Genomic DNA, 16,004 nt, shown 5'->3' with positions numbered 1-16,004 from the left:
GACGGCCCTCACGGCGAAGCACGCCGGCACCGACGCCTTCGGCGGGCCTTTCGGAGACCGCGGTCATGCCGCAACCTCCGAGGTCGCAGCGCCGAGATAGGCCTCGACGATCGCCGGAGATTTCGCGAGTTCCTCCGCTGGTCCCTCCAGCACGATCCGGCCACCCTCGAGGACATAGCCACGCTTTGCAAGCGCCAGCGCCTTGCGGGCGTTCTGCTCGACAAGCAGCACCGTGAGGCCCTGCCTGTTCAATTCCCCGAGCAAGAGGAAAATTTCCGAGACGATGAGCGGAGCGAGTCCCATCGAGGGTTCATCCAGCAGCAAGACGCGCGGGTTCGCCATCAAGGCTCGGCCAATGGCCAGCATTTGCTGCTCGCCTCCGGACAACAGTCCCGCCGGCTGGCGACGGCGTTCCTTGAGCCGGGGAAAGCGATCATAGATTGCAGCCAGCGTATCTGCTGCGCCGCCGCCCTTGCGGCCGTAAGCGCCGACCAGCAGATTTTCTTCCACGCTCAGTGGCGCCACAACCTGCCGGCCCTCTGGCACGAGCGACAGCCCCGCGCGTACGATGCGCTCAGTCGAATGGCCCCCGATCGACGCACCGTCCAGCCGAACAGTGCCTTCCGCCGGGTGCAGCAGCCCCGCAATGGTATTCAGCAGCGTGGTCTTGCCGGCACCATTGGCTCCAACGACAGTGACGATCTCGCCGGCACCGACGCGAAGCGACACGTCCTTCAAGACCGCCGGGCCGCCATACCCGCAAGACAGTCCGGCGATCTCAAGCATCTTCGGCTCCCAGGTAGGCTTCGATCACTTTCGGGTTGGTCCGCACCTCCTCCGGCCGGCCGGAAGCGATTGGACTACCCTGATTGAGGACGTGGATCTCGTCGCAAACGCTCATCATCAAATCCATGTCGTGCTCGACCAGCAGCACGGTGACGCCGTGCGCTGGCAAACTCGCGATCAGATCGCGCAGCGATGCTCGCTCGCCATGGGTCATGCCGGCGGCGGGTTCGTCGAGCAGGAGAAGGCGCGGTTCAGATGCAAGCGCACGGGCGATCTCAACCCGCCGCCGATCACCGTAAGATAAACCGCCAGCCAGTGCGTCTGCGTGTTGGCTCGCGCCAACCTTGCGGAGCAACTCCAGCGCACGAGCGCGCCGGTCTATTTCAATTCGTCTCAACCGCGACAGCCGCAGCAGAATGTCGAATGCGCCGGCCAAGGGCGCATGCAGCGCGAGCGTGACGTTTTGTGCGACGGTGAGATCGGGAATGAGACGTATGTGCTGGAATGTGCGGGCGACCCCCCGTCGCGCCAGCGCGTTCGCGGACAGTCCGTGCACCGGTGCGCCGTCGAGAAGCACAGCGCCCTCGGTTGGCGCATCGACGCCGCTGATCACATTCATCAGCGTCGTCTTGCCGGAACCATTCGGCCCAATCAGCCCGATCACGGCGCCGCTCGACAGCGACAATGACACGTCCGATAGCGCCGCGACACCACCAAAATGGCGAGAAATGCCACGCAACTCGAGAAGCGCCGTCATGATGCCACTCTCCGTCGCCACACCGTTGGCAATGACACAAGGCCGGCCGGCAGGAACAGCACGGCACCGAGCATCGCCACGCCGATCAGGATTTCCCGCATCTGTGCGGAGAACCGCAGCGCCTCCGGCAGGACGGTCAGAATGGTCGCACCGATCACTGGACCCGCAATATTCCATGCGCCACCCAGCACCGGCGCTATCACGGTATCGACGCTACGCAAGAACCCGAAATCGCCGGGAGCAACGAACATGTTGAGATGCGCCGCCAGTCCGCCGCCAAGCCCGGCAATGGCGCCCGATGCCGTAAATAGCGCGAGCTTGAAACGCGCGACGTCATGGCCGGCTGTCGACACTGCCAGCTCATCGGCGGCGACTGCGCGCATGCGTTCGCCGATGGCCGAACGGCGCACCGCCCAGACAAGATAGATGACGAGCGCGAGAAGCAGCACAAGCTGCCAGGTCTCCGTCAACTTCGGAATGCCGAAGACCCCCAGCGCGCCCCCGGTCGCCGAATCCCAATTCAACGCAATGATCCGAATAACTTCGGTGAAGGCGAGCGTTGCCATGGTGAAGTAGTCGCCGCGCAGCCGTAACACGAGTGAACCGAGGCCAAAGGCTGCGAGTGAAGCAGCGGCAACTGCGGCAGCCAGCGCCGGCGCAAAACTCCAGCCCTGCTGCATGGTGAGCCAGATCGAGAGATAGGCCCCGACCGCCATCAGCCCACCCGTCGCCAGCGAGAAGAGGTTGACCCCGAGCAGCAGAAAGCAGCCGAAAGCGAGCACAGAATTCAGCAGGCAGAGGTCGATGACGTTATGATAAGCGTGGAAAAAGTCGATCATGCGCGTTTCGTCTCGCGCGTTGCGAACAGACCGGTCGGCCTGGTCAACAAGATGAGCAGGACCAGCCCGAAGCCAACCGCGTCGCGGTAACCCGAGCCGACAGCGACGACGCTCGCGACTTCGACCAGTCCGAGCAATAGCCCTCCGACCAGCGCGCCAAGAACATTTCCAAGGCCGCCGAGGATCAACACCGTCAGGCCTTTGAGCAAGATACCATCGCCCATGAACGGCGACACCGACTGGAACAGCAGCGACCACAAGACACCTGCCCCACCAGCCAGCGCGCCGGAGACAAAGAACGTCGCCAGCCGGACCCGGTCCACGGGCACGCCGACGAGGCGCGCGACCGTTTCGCTGAATGCCACCGTGCGAATGGCGCGTCCGAGATTTGTGAAACGCAGCAGCGCGGCGAGTGCGATCACCATCGCGAGCGCTGCACCGATGGCGACAATCTGCAGAAGCTGCAACCGTGCGCCGAACAGTTCAACCGCGGCTCCGGCGAGAGCGTTGTCCGGATAGCGTACGACTTGCGTGCCGAAAATCTCCTGTGCAAGGCCGATCAGGATGCGGGCGAGCGCCAGGCTTCCGACCATGCCCATCCAGCGGTGCGCCCCGCGCCGTTGCAAGGGCCGGAACACCAAAACCTCGCTCAACACACCGAGCAGGCCGGCAGCGCCCGCCGCCGCGAGGATCGCGAGCGGCAGGGGAAGCGCAAGCTTGCGGACGACTTCGAGTCCCACATACGCGCCCCACATGAAGACCGCGCCCTGCGACAAGTTGAGAACGTTCATCACGCCAAAAACGAGCGTGAAGCCAATGGCGAAAACGGCGTAGACGGCGCCCAGCGAGAGGCCGTTCACCAGTTGCTGCAAGAGCATGGCACGACTCAGCTTGTGGCCGCGGCGACGAAAACCTTGTTGGCGCCGTCGCCGATCAATACCTTCGGCTGGACCGTCGCGTCGCGCTCCGCCGACCAGCCGAACCGGCCGAGTACACCCTCGAAATCGCTGATCGATGCCAGCTTGTCGCGCACCAGCCTGCCGTTCGTCACGTCATCCGCGCGGCGGATAGCCTCGGCGAGAAGATAGGCCGCGTCGTAGCCCTGCGCCGCATAGATATCCGGCGTCGAGCCATAACGCTTGTGGTAGGCATCCACGAACGCCTTGCTGCGAGGACTGTCGAAACCGGCGAACCAAGCCGCGCCGACAATGATGCCGTCTGCTGCCGGGCCGGCCAGATCGAACAACTTGGACGAGATGTTCGCGTTGCAGCCGATGAATGCGACTTTGCTGTCGAATCCGAGCTGGCGCGCCTGCCGCAGGATGGCGGCGGCTTCCTCGGCAAGCGTACCAAGGATAATCGCATCCGGCTTTTGCGCCAGGAGCTTGGTGAGCTGCGCCGAAAAATCGACATCGCCCCGCTGATAGCTCTCGACGCCTACCTGCTCGAGGCCAAGATCCGCCACCGCCTTCTTCTGCACGTCGTGGGCGCTGCGCGTCAGAGCGTCATCAAGCCCGTAGACCAGCGCAACCTTCTTGATGCCATGCTTCTGCACGGCGTAGCGAAGAACGGTCGGGAACACCTGATCTTCCGGAACGCTGGTGCGGAAGATGAAGTCGCCAATCTTGGTGAGGTTCGGAGCGGTGTTCGAGCTTGCGATGACAGGGATTCCTGCCTGCTGCGCGATGGGATTGGCGGCGAACGCAGAGTTGGAGAGAGTGGGCCCCAGGATTGCAACGACCTTGTCCTGCCGGATGAGCCGCTGGAATATATTGACGGTCTGCCCGCGATCGGCGCCATCATCGGCATGGATCGCTTCCAGCGTGATGTCCTTCAAGGTCTTTGCGGCATTGATTTCCGCGAAGGCAAGTTCGATGGCCTGTTTCTGCTCGGTGCCGTAGAGCGCCGCCGATCCGCCGGTAGTGGACTGGACAAGACCGATCTTCGCAACGCGCACGCCTTGCGCGAAGACACCGGAGCCGGACAACGCAGCAGCGCCGCCAAGAGCTAAAACCGCGCGGCGGGAAAGGGAAATGGAAATGGAAATGGAAGCCATGCCTGATTCTCTACACTGGACATCATGTGTGGTCGGGAGGCCTGTGTAGAACCCGCAAAAACAGTGTCAAGCAATTGAAGATGAAAGAGAAAATTTCCTTGAATAGCAATCGGAACGAGAATGATCGATCTGAGCGGCGGCAATTTTGTGCAAGTTCGTGCGTCGCTCGGCACGTGGTCACGGCACGCTTTAGAGAGCCGCGCCATCAAAGGAGCGCTACAACGCTCTCGGTCGACTACGATTTGTCCGCCATGCGGGTGCTGAGATGCGGCAGCAGGACATCGAACTTGGCAAAGATAAGTGAGGACAGGACGACGATCGCCGCCCCGATCACTGCTTCTGCACTGTGAGCCGTACCGTAGATGTAATGCTCCCCGATCAAGGTAACGATCGGTACAAAGTAAAATACGACACCAACTCTCGAGGCTGGATGTCGCGACAACATATATAAGAGCAGTACGTTCGCACCAACGGACACGACCAAGATCATCCATGTCGCAGAGACCAGGAAGCTGATACTTGGGGTGGCGTACCAGCCGGTCACCATTACGATCGCGCCAAAGATCAGTACTGAGCCGATATACTGCCACAGGATCGAGCGGGCCACGGTGACCCCGATCTGTTTCTGCAAGGCGGTCCCTACCGTAATAGCCGCAAGCGCAACTACCCCGAAAGTAAGTCCCAGCACCGAACCATCACCTAACTCGCGTGTACCGGCAACCGCCAATACCAATCCGAAAAATCCTGTAAGCAAGAGCGCCTTGCCCGCCCATGACGTCCGTTCCCGGGCGACAAATGGCGTCAACAAGGGCTGAGCACCAAGGATGATAGTGAGTGTGCCGGGTGACAGTTTGTGAGCGATCGCCAGAAAGTACGCGCCTTGGTAGCCTGCCTGCAGCAAGACGCCGACAAAGACCGCCCAGAGAATGATCCGACGAGGCAACATTAAGGCGGCGCGAAGGTCAGATCGGAAGCCGATGGCCAAGACGACCGCGAGAACGAGCATTGCGCCGGTGGAGCGGATGGCGAGGAACGTCCAGACGGACGAACTCATGAGGCCAAGCTTCACGAAAATGGCACCGCTGCTCCACATGACCAGAAAGAGCAGCGGGGCTACGACATTCATCGAAGTGCGTTCATGTCCAGGAGTTGAGATCAAAACGCGCATTGCTGTGGGATGACGCCCCGGACTTGGGGATGAGAACGCTTTTCCACTGACCGCGCGAGGTCAATCTTTCCCGGAAGTGACCGTCCTTTTTCGAGGACGGCCAGATGACCCGTCGCATAGTGAGATGAGCAAACTATTGAGGCGTGCGCACCAAGCCCTGACTTCGGAACAATCCCAGTCATGCCCGACCACACGGCCTCCAGAGCTATAGTTGGACATCGCCGTAGCACGGTGCCTTGCCCCATAGGTAGAGTTGATATCCTCGTCGCAGGCCAAGTCGAAAATATGGATCCTGTTCGCAGAGCGAGACGGCTTCGTTCCGATCTTTCACTTCCAATACCCACAATCCACCACCGTACCATTCGTCCGGCGAATTCCGTAGCCCGCCGGCGAGAAGGATCCTTCCACAATTTTGCGCAAGATAGGCAAAATGATCTTGCGAGTGCTGTTGCCGTATCCAGCCCTTTTCGGCTTCAGGATGGTCCTCAAAGATTGCAGCCCATCTCGTCATCCAATTGCTCCACCGGCTTGAGGGTTGGGAATGCCGCGAATGGTGCGCACACTAACACTGCCTGTTTCTTGTCCGTCCAATTTGTTGGAATGGCCATCGCACTTCGTCGTCGTTTCTGCTCAAGCTGGGACGCCGAGGGTCAGCACTTCGCCGTCATGGGGGATCAGAAATCGTTCGGCAGCGATGTTCTGGGCGAGCAACTTGTGCCGCAGGTCATCTCGGCTGACGGTCGTGTGATCAAGAGCCTCCAAATGGGTCGCAACGATAGTCGGGCGCGAAAAGATCCTGCCGAGCGTCACGGCTTGCTCTGCATCCATGGCTATCGGTTGCCCCTCCCAGAGCGCACCGGACGGATGAATCACGATGATATCCGGGTCGGTGCTTCGAATCGTCTCCTCGACCGGCGGGTAAAGGACCGTGTCGCCCACCCAATAGAGGCTCGGCTCGCCTTCCAGTTCAACGCTGAACCCCATGACCGGCCCCATCTTCTCGACGTCAGGGCCGAAGCCATGCCGACCTTTGCGTCGGGTGAGCTTAACGCCGCGCCAAACAAGGTTGTCGTGAAGTGGCGTGACCTTTTCGAAGCCAAAGGAGCTTGTCTTGGTGTCATCTCCGGGTTGGCAGACGATCGGCAGATCCTTGGGGACCAGACCTTGCGCCACGGGATCGAAATGATCCGAATGGAGATGAGAAACGATAACGAGCTCGACGCCGTCCAGGGCCTGATCGGTGCTCACGGGGAGGTCGACCAGCGGATTTGGTGAGCGTCCCGCAATGGAGGGGCGGCTGTGCTTCGGAGCGAAGAACGGATCGATGAGTATCGTCCGCTCGCCGAGAGTAAGCTTCAATGTTGCGTTTCGCAGGAGTTGCAGCTTCATCCGTCATTTCCGTTGCTAATAGAGATTTTTTTGCGCGTCGGCTTCAATTCGCGCCTCGATGTCCTTGACGGTAAGACCCGCGGGCTCGGTCTGATCGGAAATCATCTGTCCGAGCGACGGCAGCTTGGCCCGATCCAGCCGATAATCATCCTGCCAGAGATGGCTGCGCTTGAGCGCCTTCGTACAATGAAGGAATGCTTCCGTGACGCTCACGATGATGGCGAGCTTCGGCATCTTGCCGCCGACGGACATGGATTCGAGGAGCTTCTGCGAACGCGTGAGACGCGCCGTGCCGTTTACCCGTAGCAATTCCTCGATGCCAGGAATGATGAACAGCAGCCCGATTGCGGGATTGGCGAAGAGATTCTCCATCGTATCGAGGCGGTTGTTGCCGGGCCGATCCGGAATCGCCAGGTGATGGGGATCGAAGATATGCACAAACCCCGGGGCATCCCCCCTGGGGCTGACGTCGTGGCCGCGCTCGGGATGCGAAGAGCCGATGATGACAAGCGGCGCATGCGCAATAAAGTTGCAGCAATGGCGATCCAGCCGGTCGAGCAGCTTGGCGCGCATCAGCGCCGATGGCGCAAGATACGGTGGCCGCAGTTCCTCAGCAGACGTGAGATAGGTTAACTCCTCAAGCATCGGCGGAGGCTCCTCGATCCAGTCAATCCCTGACGTTGCGCGGATAGGTCTGCTTGGCCGCGTCGGCCGCGGCCAAATCAATGTCAAGGCTGATGATTGGATTGGCCTCGCTCGTGCGCGCAAGGATGTCCCCGTCAGGAGCCACGATCCAGCTCCCGCCGGCAAGGCTGCCGCCTCGGCGATTTGCCGTGACCACGAAGGCGCCGGCCGCAATCGCCGCCATCCGCGTCGCCACTTCCCAGCGCGCATGACCGCCGGTCGCTCGCGGCACCGCAATCAACTGAACCCCAGCCTGCCCGAGGCAGCGCGCTACGGTGCTCACCATGATCTCCGTACACACCAGTTCGGCGAAACAGAGTCCGCCGTCCCGCACCGGCAGCACGTTCTGTGGCCCGCGCTCGAACCAGGTGGCTTCCCAGCCACCTTCCTGCTGGGGAAGCCACGCCTTGGGCCTGCCTCGGACGAGACCGGTCTCCGGTTTCCAAAGAAAGGTCTCGTTCCACCGCCGTGTATCCACCTCGACCGCCCGCGTCCCGACGATACGCTTCGCCGTGAGGTGCTTCAGCTCGTCCGAGATCCCGGCATGCGTGGCAACGGCTTGACGCCAGACCGCCTCGCCGAACACGGGACTTTCCCAAAAGCTGTCAACGCCTGCCAGCTCGGGAAGGACCAGGAGATCGACGGGCGCTTTGGTGAGTTCACCTTCGAGCCTGCGCCACATCGCCCCTGCTTCATAAGCACGATCGGGAAATTCGCAGGTCGCTACTCGAAAGCTCACAGTGTTCTCCATCTCGACCGAGATCTTGTGACGAGCGAGGCGGATTGACCAGTGGCACGAATGCCGTATAGCGTTAAGATAATGCCATTCCGCACCCGCGCTACCCAGAAACCAACTCCGCCACGACGGGAGCGACTTGTCGCCGTGCTCGTCTATGATGGCGTGAACGCTTTTGAGCTTGGGATGGCCGTCGAAGTGTTCGGCCTGACCGATATGGGGGCTGACTGGTATCGCCTCGTCGTTTGCACCGAGCATCCAGGACGACCGCTTGTTGCGAACAACGGCATCAGAATTGTCGCCGAGGTCAGCCTGAAGACACTGGCGCGGGCCACCACAATCATCGTTCCCGGATGGGAGAATATTGAAGACACACCATCCGTAGCGCTGCTCGACGCGCTCCGCCGTGCACATCGACGGGGTGCGAGAATCGCATCCATCTGCGCCGGCGTGTTTGTCCTCGCTGCCGCCGGATTGCTCGATGGTCGCCGTGCCACAGCGCATTGGGCGCAAGCCGAACTGCTCTCACGCAAATATCCAACGATAAAAGTCGATCCTAACGTGCTCTACGTCGACGATGGCGACATCATGAGTTCGGCCGGGCGGGCTGCAGGTCTCGATCTGTGCCTCCACATCGTCAGACGAGACTATGGCGCGCAGATCGCCAACCAGGTCGCGCAGCGGCTTGTCGTGCCACCTCATCGCGAAGGCGGGCAAGCGCAGTATATTCCGCAACCCGTTCGCAAGGCTGAGGGCGATGCGCTGGCCTCCGTGTTTGCGTGGGCGCAACGCCACCTCGATCAAGACCTGGCGATCAACGGTCTCGCTTCGCGGGCAAGAATGAGCCGCCGCACCTTCATCCGACGGTTCGAGGAAGCAACCGGCATGACACCTGGCGAATGGGTGGTGCAGGCACGGGTGTCGCGGGCTCGGGAGCTTCTCGAGGCGACGCAGCTTCCAATCGAAGGCATCGCAACCGCCACGGGGTTCGGTTCGGTCGAAGCGCTGAGGCATCATTTCAGACAGCGGCTCGGCACGAGTCCCGTGCGCTATCGCGCTGTCTTTCAGGCGTCCGCCCGCTCTCAGGCTGGCGCGGACAGTCGCTGAGCTATCGCCCTTTCCTTTGCCAACCGAACCCGCGACCGCTCATCCAATGCCTATATTACCTAGACGGCACAGTTCACCGTCTTCACGGACCAGGTCGTGCCGCTGCTGCGCAAACGCGGCCCGTTCCGAGGCGAGTATCGCGACGGCATGCCGCGCGACAGGCTCGGGCTTGATCCAGTACCGAGCCGTTTCGACCGCCCGATGCCGCAGCGGCGCTCGGCGTAAACCGACTTCTCGCCAAAACGGCGAAAACAACCCCATGCACAGTGGCCGAGCCGTGTCAGATCAAGGGCTTGCACGAATAGCGATGTGCGCACGGCAACACGTCGGACCAAGCCGTTTGACACGTCGAACAAAACACCTGCATGATGCTATCGTCGGAGCATAGGGCGATGGCGAGATGGATCTCGTGACCTTCGCAACAGTGCACTAGCGTTCCATCGGTTCCGCTCGCGGACGAAGGTCGGCAGCGGAGCCGCCAGCTCTCCGGAGTAGTCTGGATGCCGATGACGCCCCAAGACGACCTGCTTCTCTGGCATGCCCTTCATCGTCTCGAGGTGACATATTGGTATGACGTCGACTTCAACGACGGCCGCACGGCGCATGACTTCTTCACGCCGGACGGCGTGAAGATCGTGGGTCACAACCGGTTTGAAGGACGTGAAGAGATCCGCGCATTTTATGAGTGGCGCGCGAGTCAAATCGGCGAGAAGGCAGCGGATCGACTGGCGATCAGTGGCGTGAAGGCCGTGCGCCACCTGATCACCAATCTGTACGTCGTGTCCAGCAGCGAACGCTCCGCGACAGTGGTGGGCATCATCGTGTTCTACGGTGGTCTGACCTATCCATCCACGCGACAGTCAAATCCTCCAATGATGGTGGCGGATTTGATCAATGAGTGCGTGCTGAACGACGACAATTCGTGGCAGTTCAAATCACATACAATCCAGCCGGTATTCATGAGCGCCGCTCCACCTCCATCGATGGAGATCGATCCTATTTTCCTAAAGGACACCTGAGAGGACGCACCCGATTTCGTCGCCGATACGCCGCGGCGACGTCAGCTCTTGGGCTGATGCCAAACGATATCGGCAACCGCGACCTTCTTGGGCACAATGCCAAGTTCATAAAAGGCGTCAGCCAATTGCTGTTGCTGAGCGACCTGCGCTGAAGTCACCTCACCGAAGGTAAAGCTTGCCCGTGCGAAGGCAGCGCGCCATGATCTCTCGTCGATGCTGGTGGCGGCGGCAGCCAGTTTGGCCAGTTCATCACGATGTTGGCCGGACCACTCCGTCAGCTTGCCGATCTCGTCCAGCGCAGCCGACAGCACAGCGGGATATTTGTCGGCGAAGTCACGGCTCGACAGGTAGTACGAGGAACTGGCCAGCCGCTTGTCGGACGTGTCGGCAATAATGCGCGCATTGTAGCGCTCCTGAGCGATCGCGTAGAACGGATCCCACACCACCCAGGCATCAATGGTACCGCCGTTAAAGGCGGCAGTGGCGTCTGCAGGCGCCAAATAGGTCGGCACGATATCCTTGAGGCCCAGGCCGGCCAGCGCCAGCGCCTTGACCGCTACGTTATGGGCGCTGGAACCTCGGGCGAAGGCGACGCGCTTGCCCTTGAGTTCTGCCAGGGTCTTGATAGGCGAATCGTGTTGCACCAGCACTGCGTGCTCGGCGGACGGCGTGGACGCCACATATACCAACGGGGAGCCGGCGGCTTGCGCGAAGATAGGTGGTGTGTCGCCCACCGAACCGATGTCGATAAGCCCCGCGCCAAGAGCTTCCAGCATGGGGGGACCGAACTGAAATTCCACCCATTGGACGGCGTCCACACCCAATGGCTTCAGCCGCTTTTCAATCACTTGCTGCTCGCGCCCCAGAACCAAAATGGCTGCGCCCTTCTGGAAACCGACCTTGAACTCCTTCGGCACGACGCCGCCCGGCGCGGCGATACCGACGCGTGGCGAAAGCAAGGCCGTACCAAGGAGACCGAGGCCGCTGGTGATGATCTGACGTCGGGAAGTGGACATTGTCGTTCCTTGGCTCGCGGGTGGTCGCTACGGGAAGCGCGCTCGATATCCGACCGTGCGCGGACAGAGCTTCTTTGTAATCAGCCGCATCGAAAAAAGGCTTTCGTCCTTCAATCTCGCAATGAAAGAGTGTTGCAAAGACACGCTCGTTTGCATGCCAATCTTACTATGATGAATGGATTGGGCCCTCAGTCCGCCGGCTTCGGGGCCAAGAAGGACCTTCGAAGCTACGAAAGAAGGGGCATCAGGTATCGCGGCGAGCGTCGACGCGACACTCTCGTCACATGTTGTCTTCCTCTCTATCAAGGGGCCAAAAACCGATGTCACATTTCCCAGAAGCGCCAGGAACGCGAAACCCAATGCCTTAGGGCTCTCGCTTGGCGAGCACTCTACGACTGCGGTCAACGCCGAACGCCCAATTGATGAATCCATCCGCCCGTCTCATGCCTCAAAACGCAGGGATTTGGCCGGGCAACTTGTCCTTGATGAGTTGTCGGATGGTGTCGTTCTGATAGGCCTGCACCAGCTTGGCGACCCAGGGGGCATTCTTGTCGCGCTCGCGGACGGCGATGAAATTGTTGTACGGATTGCTGACGGAGGATTCGATCGCGATGGAATCCTTGCCCGGGATCAGCCCGGCCGGCACCGCGTAGTTGGTGTTGATCACCGCCGCGTCGACGTCGTCAAGGCTGCGCGGGAGCTGCGCCGCATCGATCTCGCGAATCTTGAGCTTCCTCGGATTGTCGACAACGTCCAGCACGGTCGGCAAGATGCCGACCCCATCCTTGAGCTTGACCAGGTTCTGAGCCTGGAGCAGCAGGAGCGCGCGGCCGCCGTTGGAGGGATCGTTCGGAATGCCGATCGACGATCCGTCCCTGATCTCGGCGGCCGATTTTGCCTTTTTGGAGTAGAGGCCGATCGGCGCAACGATGGTCTCACCCACCGGAGTGATCTTGTAGCCTCTCGTCTTGGTCTGATTGTCGAGGAACGGCTTGTGCTGGAACGCATTGGCGTCGAGATCACCGGCATCGAGCGCAGCATTCGGCAGCAGATAATCGTTGAATACCACCACCTGGAGGTCGAGCCCGTCCTTGGCGGCGATCTCCTTTACCTTGGCCCAGACGATTTCGGAATCGCCGCCGGATATTCCGACCTTGATCTTCTGATCCGCAAAAGCAGGTGCGGCAAAGAGAGCGAATCCGGCAATAAGTGCGAGCAGGCGATGTTTCATTGTTGTGCGATCTTGCATCTGTGTTGAATGGAGGTAGCGTATAGTGCGAAAAACTCTCCGCGCGCTCGATGAAGGACGCGTCAATTGCGATCGAGAAAGCTCTGCACTTCGCGGAAGAGCGCGTCGCGTCCCGTCTCGACCTCTACGAAATGCGTGGCGCGCGGAATCTCGATCAAGTGGCGCACCGCCGCATTACGCAGAAGCGCGAACAGCGCCTGCGACTGGCTGAGCGGGGTCAGCTCGTCCCATTCACCGCGAATGATGAGCGTCGGCGCCGAAATCTTGCCGGGATCGTAGATTGCCTTGTTGACGCTCCAGTACTCGGCGCCATCAGCCACGACGCCGGTCGGAGAACGGAAGCGCGGCGGATTATGCGCCTTGGCATCGGGCTGGGCCGAGAGAAGAGCCTGCTCCCAGATCTTCTTCGATGCCGGGGGGAAGATCGCCTCGGCCTGCCCGTTCGGTACGCCGGTCTGAAGGCGCTTCAGCACCGCGTCGACGGTCCATTCCTGCCAAGCCGCTTCCGGGATCTTGCCGCCGGACGATGAGAGCCAGGGCGGTGCCAGCAGAACCAGGCCGGCGACATGTTGCGGCTGTGCGGCTGCGTAGCTGCCGGCGATCAGCGTCCCCCATGACCAGCCGATCAGCTGCAATTTCGATATCTTGCGCTGGGCGAGGATGTGGTTGACCGCGGCACCGAAATCTTCGACCCCCTCCCTGGTCGTTGCAAATGGCTTCGACTGGTCCGTGGGAGGTGTCGAGCCACCGTAGCCCCTGACGTCGACAAGCCAGACATCGTAGCCATGCGATGCGATGTAGTCCGCCCACGATCCTTGCCCCAGAGCCAGATCGAAGACGGTTTCCGATGGCTGCGTCGACCCGTGGACATAGAGGACCGTGCGCGAGGCGTCGAACGTCGCGAGGTCCTTCGGGTGCTTGTTTCGCAGGAAGATCTGGACGCCTGGTGTCGCCGACGCAACATGATAATCCTGCGTGACCAGTTGGCGCGGTTCCTTCGCCGAAGCCGGCAACCACGCAGCCGAGAGTGATACCAGCAGCGACGACAACAAGCGCTTCATGCGAGCTTCCTTCGAGACGCGATGGATTTCATCCGGATTTTGCGACGCGCATTTGGGCGTTCACGCCTGCCGCCGTCAATTCTAAATAGGCTCGCGAATTGAGAACGATTCAGTTCTGCTCCGCCCGCAGACGGCGAACTTCATCAACGCAGCTTTCGGCGTCTTCGTGAGAATGAATTTCATCCATCACGTGCGACGGAAGCGCAATTCATTGCGTTCGTTCGTGGCACGCTGAAACGAATATCTTATTTTTCGACCGCGATTGACTCGACGCCATCGCGGTGACGATCTGCACGCATCATTCACGAAGGTGCACCATGACGACAAATATTCGCACGGGTAGGCCGGGACGACGTGACGTGCTGCGACTGGGCCTCGGCGCAGTTGCGTTGTCACTGACGGCAGCACGCAGCCGCGCGCAGACCACGGTGAAGCCTGATGTCGTTCGCATCGGCTATCTGACGGCGGCGCGAGCCTGGGTGGTAGGCAAGACCGACGGCAGTTTCGACAGGTCGCTTGGTGTCAAGGTCGAGTGGGTGCCGTTCCCATCGGGTGGACCGGCGCTGTCGCTGCTTGCCGCCAAGCAGATCGATTTCGCGATCTTCGGTAACACGCCGATCGTGGCCGGGCTTTCGCGCAAACTGCCCATTCAAATTCTTGGCTCGCCGGAGATCGTCGCCACCAGCGAGCGGCTCGTCGCCAAGCCGGGCATCACCACGCTCAGGGATCTCGAAGGCAAGCGCATCGCGGTTGCTCCCGCCTCCACGATGGCCTTCGCGCTTGAAGCCTTGATCCGGATCAACAAGCTCGATGCCAGCAAGATCAAGCGCCTGCCCCTGAGCCAGCCGGACACGATCGCGGCCTGGAAGCGCGGCGACATCGACGCGACTTACATCAATGGTCCGTTCTGGGCGGAGCTTCTGGCGGACGGCGGCCAGCAATTGCTGGTCTCCGAACAGTTGCAGCCCTCGGGCGTCTTTGTCTGGAACAGCGCCGTGGTGCGGAGCGAATTCGCCGAGCGATCCCCCGAGACAGTGGTGGCTTGGCTGCGGACCGTTCAAGCTCAGTTCGATCGATACCGGTCCGATCCGGAAGGCGTGTCACGGATTCTGGCGAAGGATTTTGGCGCACCGTTCGAAGCCGTGCGCGACACCCTGGCCGGGCTGCGCTATCCCACCTTCCAGGATCAGCTCGGTCCGAAATATTGGGGCGATGGGCCTGGCGCCGCAAAGGATGCACCGCTCATCAAGGCGCTCGGCGATGCCGCCGCCTTCCTGGCCGAGACAGGCGAGATCAGGCGCGACGACGTCCCCGCCTCGTTTGTCCCCGCGGTGAACTACGCATTGCTGCGGCGCGCGTTCCCGTCTTGAACGCCAGCCGTCGCTTCCTGATCGGCCTCGCTGCGGTCGCCGGCGTCACGCTGGCGTGGGAGATCGCCGGGCGGACTCACCTGGTCGAACCGCTGTTGCTCCCGCCGCCGTCCGAGATCGTGACGACCGCGATCGATCTGATGCGGGACGGCTATCGTGGTACCCCGCTCTGGCAGCACCTGGCGCTCAGTCTCGCCCGCGCGTTTGGCGCGTTTGCCGTGGCGACGCTGATCGGTGTGCCGCTCGGGCTCGCCATGGGAACGGCGCCAGGCTTTGGCGCCGTGCTCGACCCCTTCGTCCAGTTCCTGCGGCCGCTCCCGAAGCTCGCACTGATCCCCCTCGTGATCCTCTGGTTCGGTATCGGCGAGACCTCGAAAGTTCTTTTGATCTTCATCTCGGCCGCGCTCAGCATCATTGTCGGAACGGCGGCTGCGGTCGGCACCGTGCAGAGACAACGGATCCGCGCCGGCCAGGCGCTTGGCGCGCACGGGCTGGCGTTGTTTCGCTACGTGATCCTGCCCCACATCCTGCCCGAGCTGTTCGTGACGCTGCGCCTGTCCTTCGGGATCGGCTGGACGACTCTGATCGCAGCCGAGATGATCGCCTCCGACGCCGGCATCGGCTGGATGGTCGTCAACGCCGGCTCCTATCTGCGCACTGACGTCGTCATGCTTGGCATCGTCATGCTCGGCGGCACAGGCTACGCGCTGGACCTGGCGCTCGTGGGGCTGCAGCGCTGGGTGGCCCCTTGGTCAGGACGCGCCTGA

Annotated in this window: 16 protein-coding genes; 4 read left to right on the top strand and 12 right to left on the bottom strand. The window is 61.3% G+C overall.

From position 1 onward, the window contains the following. Positions 1 to 63: 63 nt before the first annotated feature. From AAFG07_RS06170 to AAFG07_RS06130, 9 genes are all read right to left on the bottom strand, one after another. Positions 64 to 786: an ABC transporter ATP-binding protein gene (locus AAFG07_RS06170; RefSeq protein ID WP_342726454.1), complete on the bottom strand. Its 723-nt coding sequence runs from the start codon at positions 784 to 786 to the stop codon at positions 64 to 66. Continuing rightward, entirely contained in the window at positions 779 to 1,543 is a 765-nt protein-coding gene (locus tag AAFG07_RS06165) for an ABC transporter ATP-binding protein (protein WP_342726453.1), read from the bottom strand. Before AAFG07_RS06165 ends, AAFG07_RS06170 begins: the two co-directional genes overlap by 8 nt. Beyond that, a complete protein-coding gene (locus AAFG07_RS06160; protein ID WP_342726452.1) occupies positions 1,540 to 2,382 on the bottom strand; it encodes a branched-chain amino acid ABC transporter permease in 843 nt (280 codons plus the stop codon). Before AAFG07_RS06160 ends, AAFG07_RS06165 begins: the two co-directional genes overlap by 4 nt. Next, positions 2,379 to 3,260: a branched-chain amino acid ABC transporter permease gene (locus AAFG07_RS06155; protein WP_342726451.1), complete on the bottom strand. Its 882-nt coding sequence runs from the start codon at positions 3,258 to 3,260 to the stop codon at positions 2,379 to 2,381. Before AAFG07_RS06155 ends, AAFG07_RS06160 begins: the two co-directional genes overlap by 4 nt. Positions 3,261 to 3,268: 8 nt before the next feature. Further along, positions 3,269 to 4,438, bottom strand: coding sequence for an ABC transporter substrate-binding protein (locus AAFG07_RS06150; RefSeq protein ID WP_342726450.1), 1,170 nt, complete (start codon positions 4,436 to 4,438; stop codon positions 3,269 to 3,271). 235 nt (positions 4,439 to 4,673) lie between these two features. After that, positions 4,674 to 5,564, bottom strand: a complete 891-nt coding sequence (locus tag AAFG07_RS06145; protein ID WP_342726449.1) for a DMT family transporter — start codon at positions 5,562 to 5,564, stop codon at positions 4,674 to 4,676. A 672-nt stretch (positions 5,565 to 6,236) separates the two neighbouring features. Then, positions 6,237 to 6,995, bottom strand: coding sequence for an MBL fold metallo-hydrolase (locus AAFG07_RS06140; protein ID WP_342726448.1), 759 nt, complete (start codon positions 6,993 to 6,995; stop codon positions 6,237 to 6,239). A gap of 15 nt (positions 6,996 to 7,010) precedes the next feature. Then, on the bottom strand, positions 7,011 to 7,568 hold the full coding sequence (locus AAFG07_RS06135) for an MSMEG_1061 family FMN-dependent PPOX-type flavoprotein (RefSeq protein ID WP_342726447.1): 558 nt from the start codon (positions 7,566 to 7,568) through the stop codon (positions 7,011 to 7,013). 94 nt (positions 7,569 to 7,662) lie between these two features. Then, on the bottom strand, positions 7,663 to 8,430 hold the full coding sequence (locus tag AAFG07_RS06130) for a carbon-nitrogen hydrolase family protein (protein WP_342726446.1): 768 nt from the start codon (positions 8,428 to 8,430) through the stop codon (positions 7,663 to 7,665). 132 nt (positions 8,431 to 8,562) lie between these two features. On the opposite strand from AAFG07_RS06130, the gene ftrA reads away from it, so the two are divergent. Both ftrA and AAFG07_RS06120 read left to right on the top strand, forming a co-directional pair. Then, positions 8,563 to 9,522 (top strand): transcriptional regulator FtrA, encoded by a 960-nt coding sequence (ftrA, locus tag AAFG07_RS06125; RefSeq protein ID WP_342726445.1) that lies wholly within the window; start codon positions 8,563 to 8,565, stop codon positions 9,520 to 9,522. Positions 9,523 to 10,022: 500 nt separating this feature from the next. Further along, the gene (locus tag AAFG07_RS06120; RefSeq protein ID WP_342726444.1) at positions 10,023 to 10,541 is read left to right on the top strand and encodes a nuclear transport factor 2 family protein; all 519 of its coding nucleotides are present in this window, start codon (positions 10,023 to 10,025) and stop codon (positions 10,539 to 10,541) included. Between the two features lie 41 nt (positions 10,542 to 10,582). Here AAFG07_RS06120 and AAFG07_RS06115 read toward each other — a convergent pair whose 3' ends face one another. From AAFG07_RS06115 to AAFG07_RS06105, 3 genes are all read right to left on the bottom strand, one after another. After that, complete coding sequence (locus tag AAFG07_RS06115) at positions 10,583 to 11,557, bottom strand: aliphatic sulfonate ABC transporter substrate-binding protein (protein ID WP_342726443.1); 975 nt, start codon at positions 11,555 to 11,557, stop codon at positions 10,583 to 10,585. A gap of 448 nt (positions 11,558 to 12,005) precedes the next feature. Next, positions 12,006 to 12,788: a MetQ/NlpA family ABC transporter substrate-binding protein gene (locus tag AAFG07_RS06110; RefSeq protein WP_342726442.1), complete on the bottom strand. Its 783-nt coding sequence runs from the start codon at positions 12,786 to 12,788 to the stop codon at positions 12,006 to 12,008. 80 nt (positions 12,789 to 12,868) lie between these two features. Beyond that, positions 12,869 to 13,867: an alpha/beta hydrolase gene (locus AAFG07_RS06105; protein ID WP_342726441.1), complete on the bottom strand. Its 999-nt coding sequence runs from the start codon at positions 13,865 to 13,867 to the stop codon at positions 12,869 to 12,871. A gap of 359 nt (positions 13,868 to 14,226) precedes the next feature. Here AAFG07_RS06105 and AAFG07_RS06100 point away from each other — a divergent pair, with 359 nt between their 5' ends. After that, on the top strand, positions 14,227 to 15,237 hold the full coding sequence (locus AAFG07_RS06100; protein ID WP_342726440.1) for a glycine betaine ABC transporter substrate-binding protein: 1,011 nt from the start codon (positions 14,227 to 14,229) through the stop codon (positions 15,235 to 15,237). After that, positions 15,234 to 16,004, top strand: coding sequence for an ABC transporter permease (locus AAFG07_RS06095; protein ID WP_342726439.1), 771 nt, complete (start codon positions 15,234 to 15,236; stop codon positions 16,002 to 16,004). Before AAFG07_RS06100 ends, AAFG07_RS06095 begins: the two co-directional genes overlap by 4 nt.

Origin of the sequence: Bradyrhizobium sp. B097, assembly GCF_038957035.1 — a bacterium.
Lineage (GTDB): Bacteria > Pseudomonadota > Alphaproteobacteria > Rhizobiales > Xanthobacteraceae > Bradyrhizobium.
This window is presented reverse-complemented; position numbering and strand designations above follow the sequence as displayed.

Bases quoted from the DNA above. Each gene is read 5' to 3' on its own strand.
- AAFG07_RS06170 (WP_342726454.1), bottom strand. From the start codon at position 786: ATGCTTGAGATCGCCGGACTGTCTTGCGGGTATGGCGGCCCGGCGGTC.
- AAFG07_RS06165 (WP_342726453.1), bottom strand. From the start codon at position 1,543: ATGACGGCGCTTCTCGAGTTGCGTGGCATTTCTCGCCATTTTGGTGGT.
- AAFG07_RS06160 (WP_342726452.1), bottom strand. From the start codon at position 2,382: ATGATCGACTTTTTCCACGCTTATCATAACGTCATCGACCTCTGCCTG.
- AAFG07_RS06155 (WP_342726451.1), bottom strand. From the start codon at position 3,260: ATGCTCTTGCAGCAACTGGTGAACGGCCTCTCGCTGGGCGCCGTCTAC.
- AAFG07_RS06150 (WP_342726450.1), bottom strand. From the start codon at position 4,438: ATGGCTTCCATTTCCATTTCCATTTCCCTTTCCCGCCGCGCGGTTTTA.
- AAFG07_RS06145 (WP_342726449.1), bottom strand. From the start codon at position 5,564: ATGAATGTCGTAGCCCCGCTGCTCTTTCTGGTCATGTGGAGCAGCGGT.
- AAFG07_RS06140 (WP_342726448.1), bottom strand. From the start codon at position 6,995: ATGAAGCTGCAACTCCTGCGAAACGCAACATTGAAGCTTACTCTCGGC.
- AAFG07_RS06135 (WP_342726447.1), bottom strand. From the start codon at position 7,568: ATGCGCGCCAAGCTGCTCGACCGGCTGGATCGCCATTGCTGCAACTTT.
- AAFG07_RS06130 (WP_342726446.1), bottom strand. From the start codon at position 8,430: ATGGAGAACACTGTGAGCTTTCGAGTAGCGACCTGCGAATTTCCCGAT.
- AAFG07_RS06120 (WP_342726444.1), top strand. From the start codon at position 10,023: ATGCCGATGACGCCCCAAGACGACCTGCTTCTCTGGCATGCCCTTCAT.
- AAFG07_RS06115 (WP_342726443.1), bottom strand. From the start codon at position 11,557: ATGTCCACTTCCCGACGTCAGATCATCACCAGCGGCCTCGGTCTCCTT.
- AAFG07_RS06110 (WP_342726442.1), bottom strand. From the start codon at position 12,788: ATGAAACATCGCCTGCTCGCACTTATTGCCGGATTCGCTCTCTTTGCC.
- AAFG07_RS06105 (WP_342726441.1), bottom strand. From the start codon at position 13,867: ATGAAGCGCTTGTTGTCGTCGCTGCTGGTATCACTCTCGGCTGCGTGG.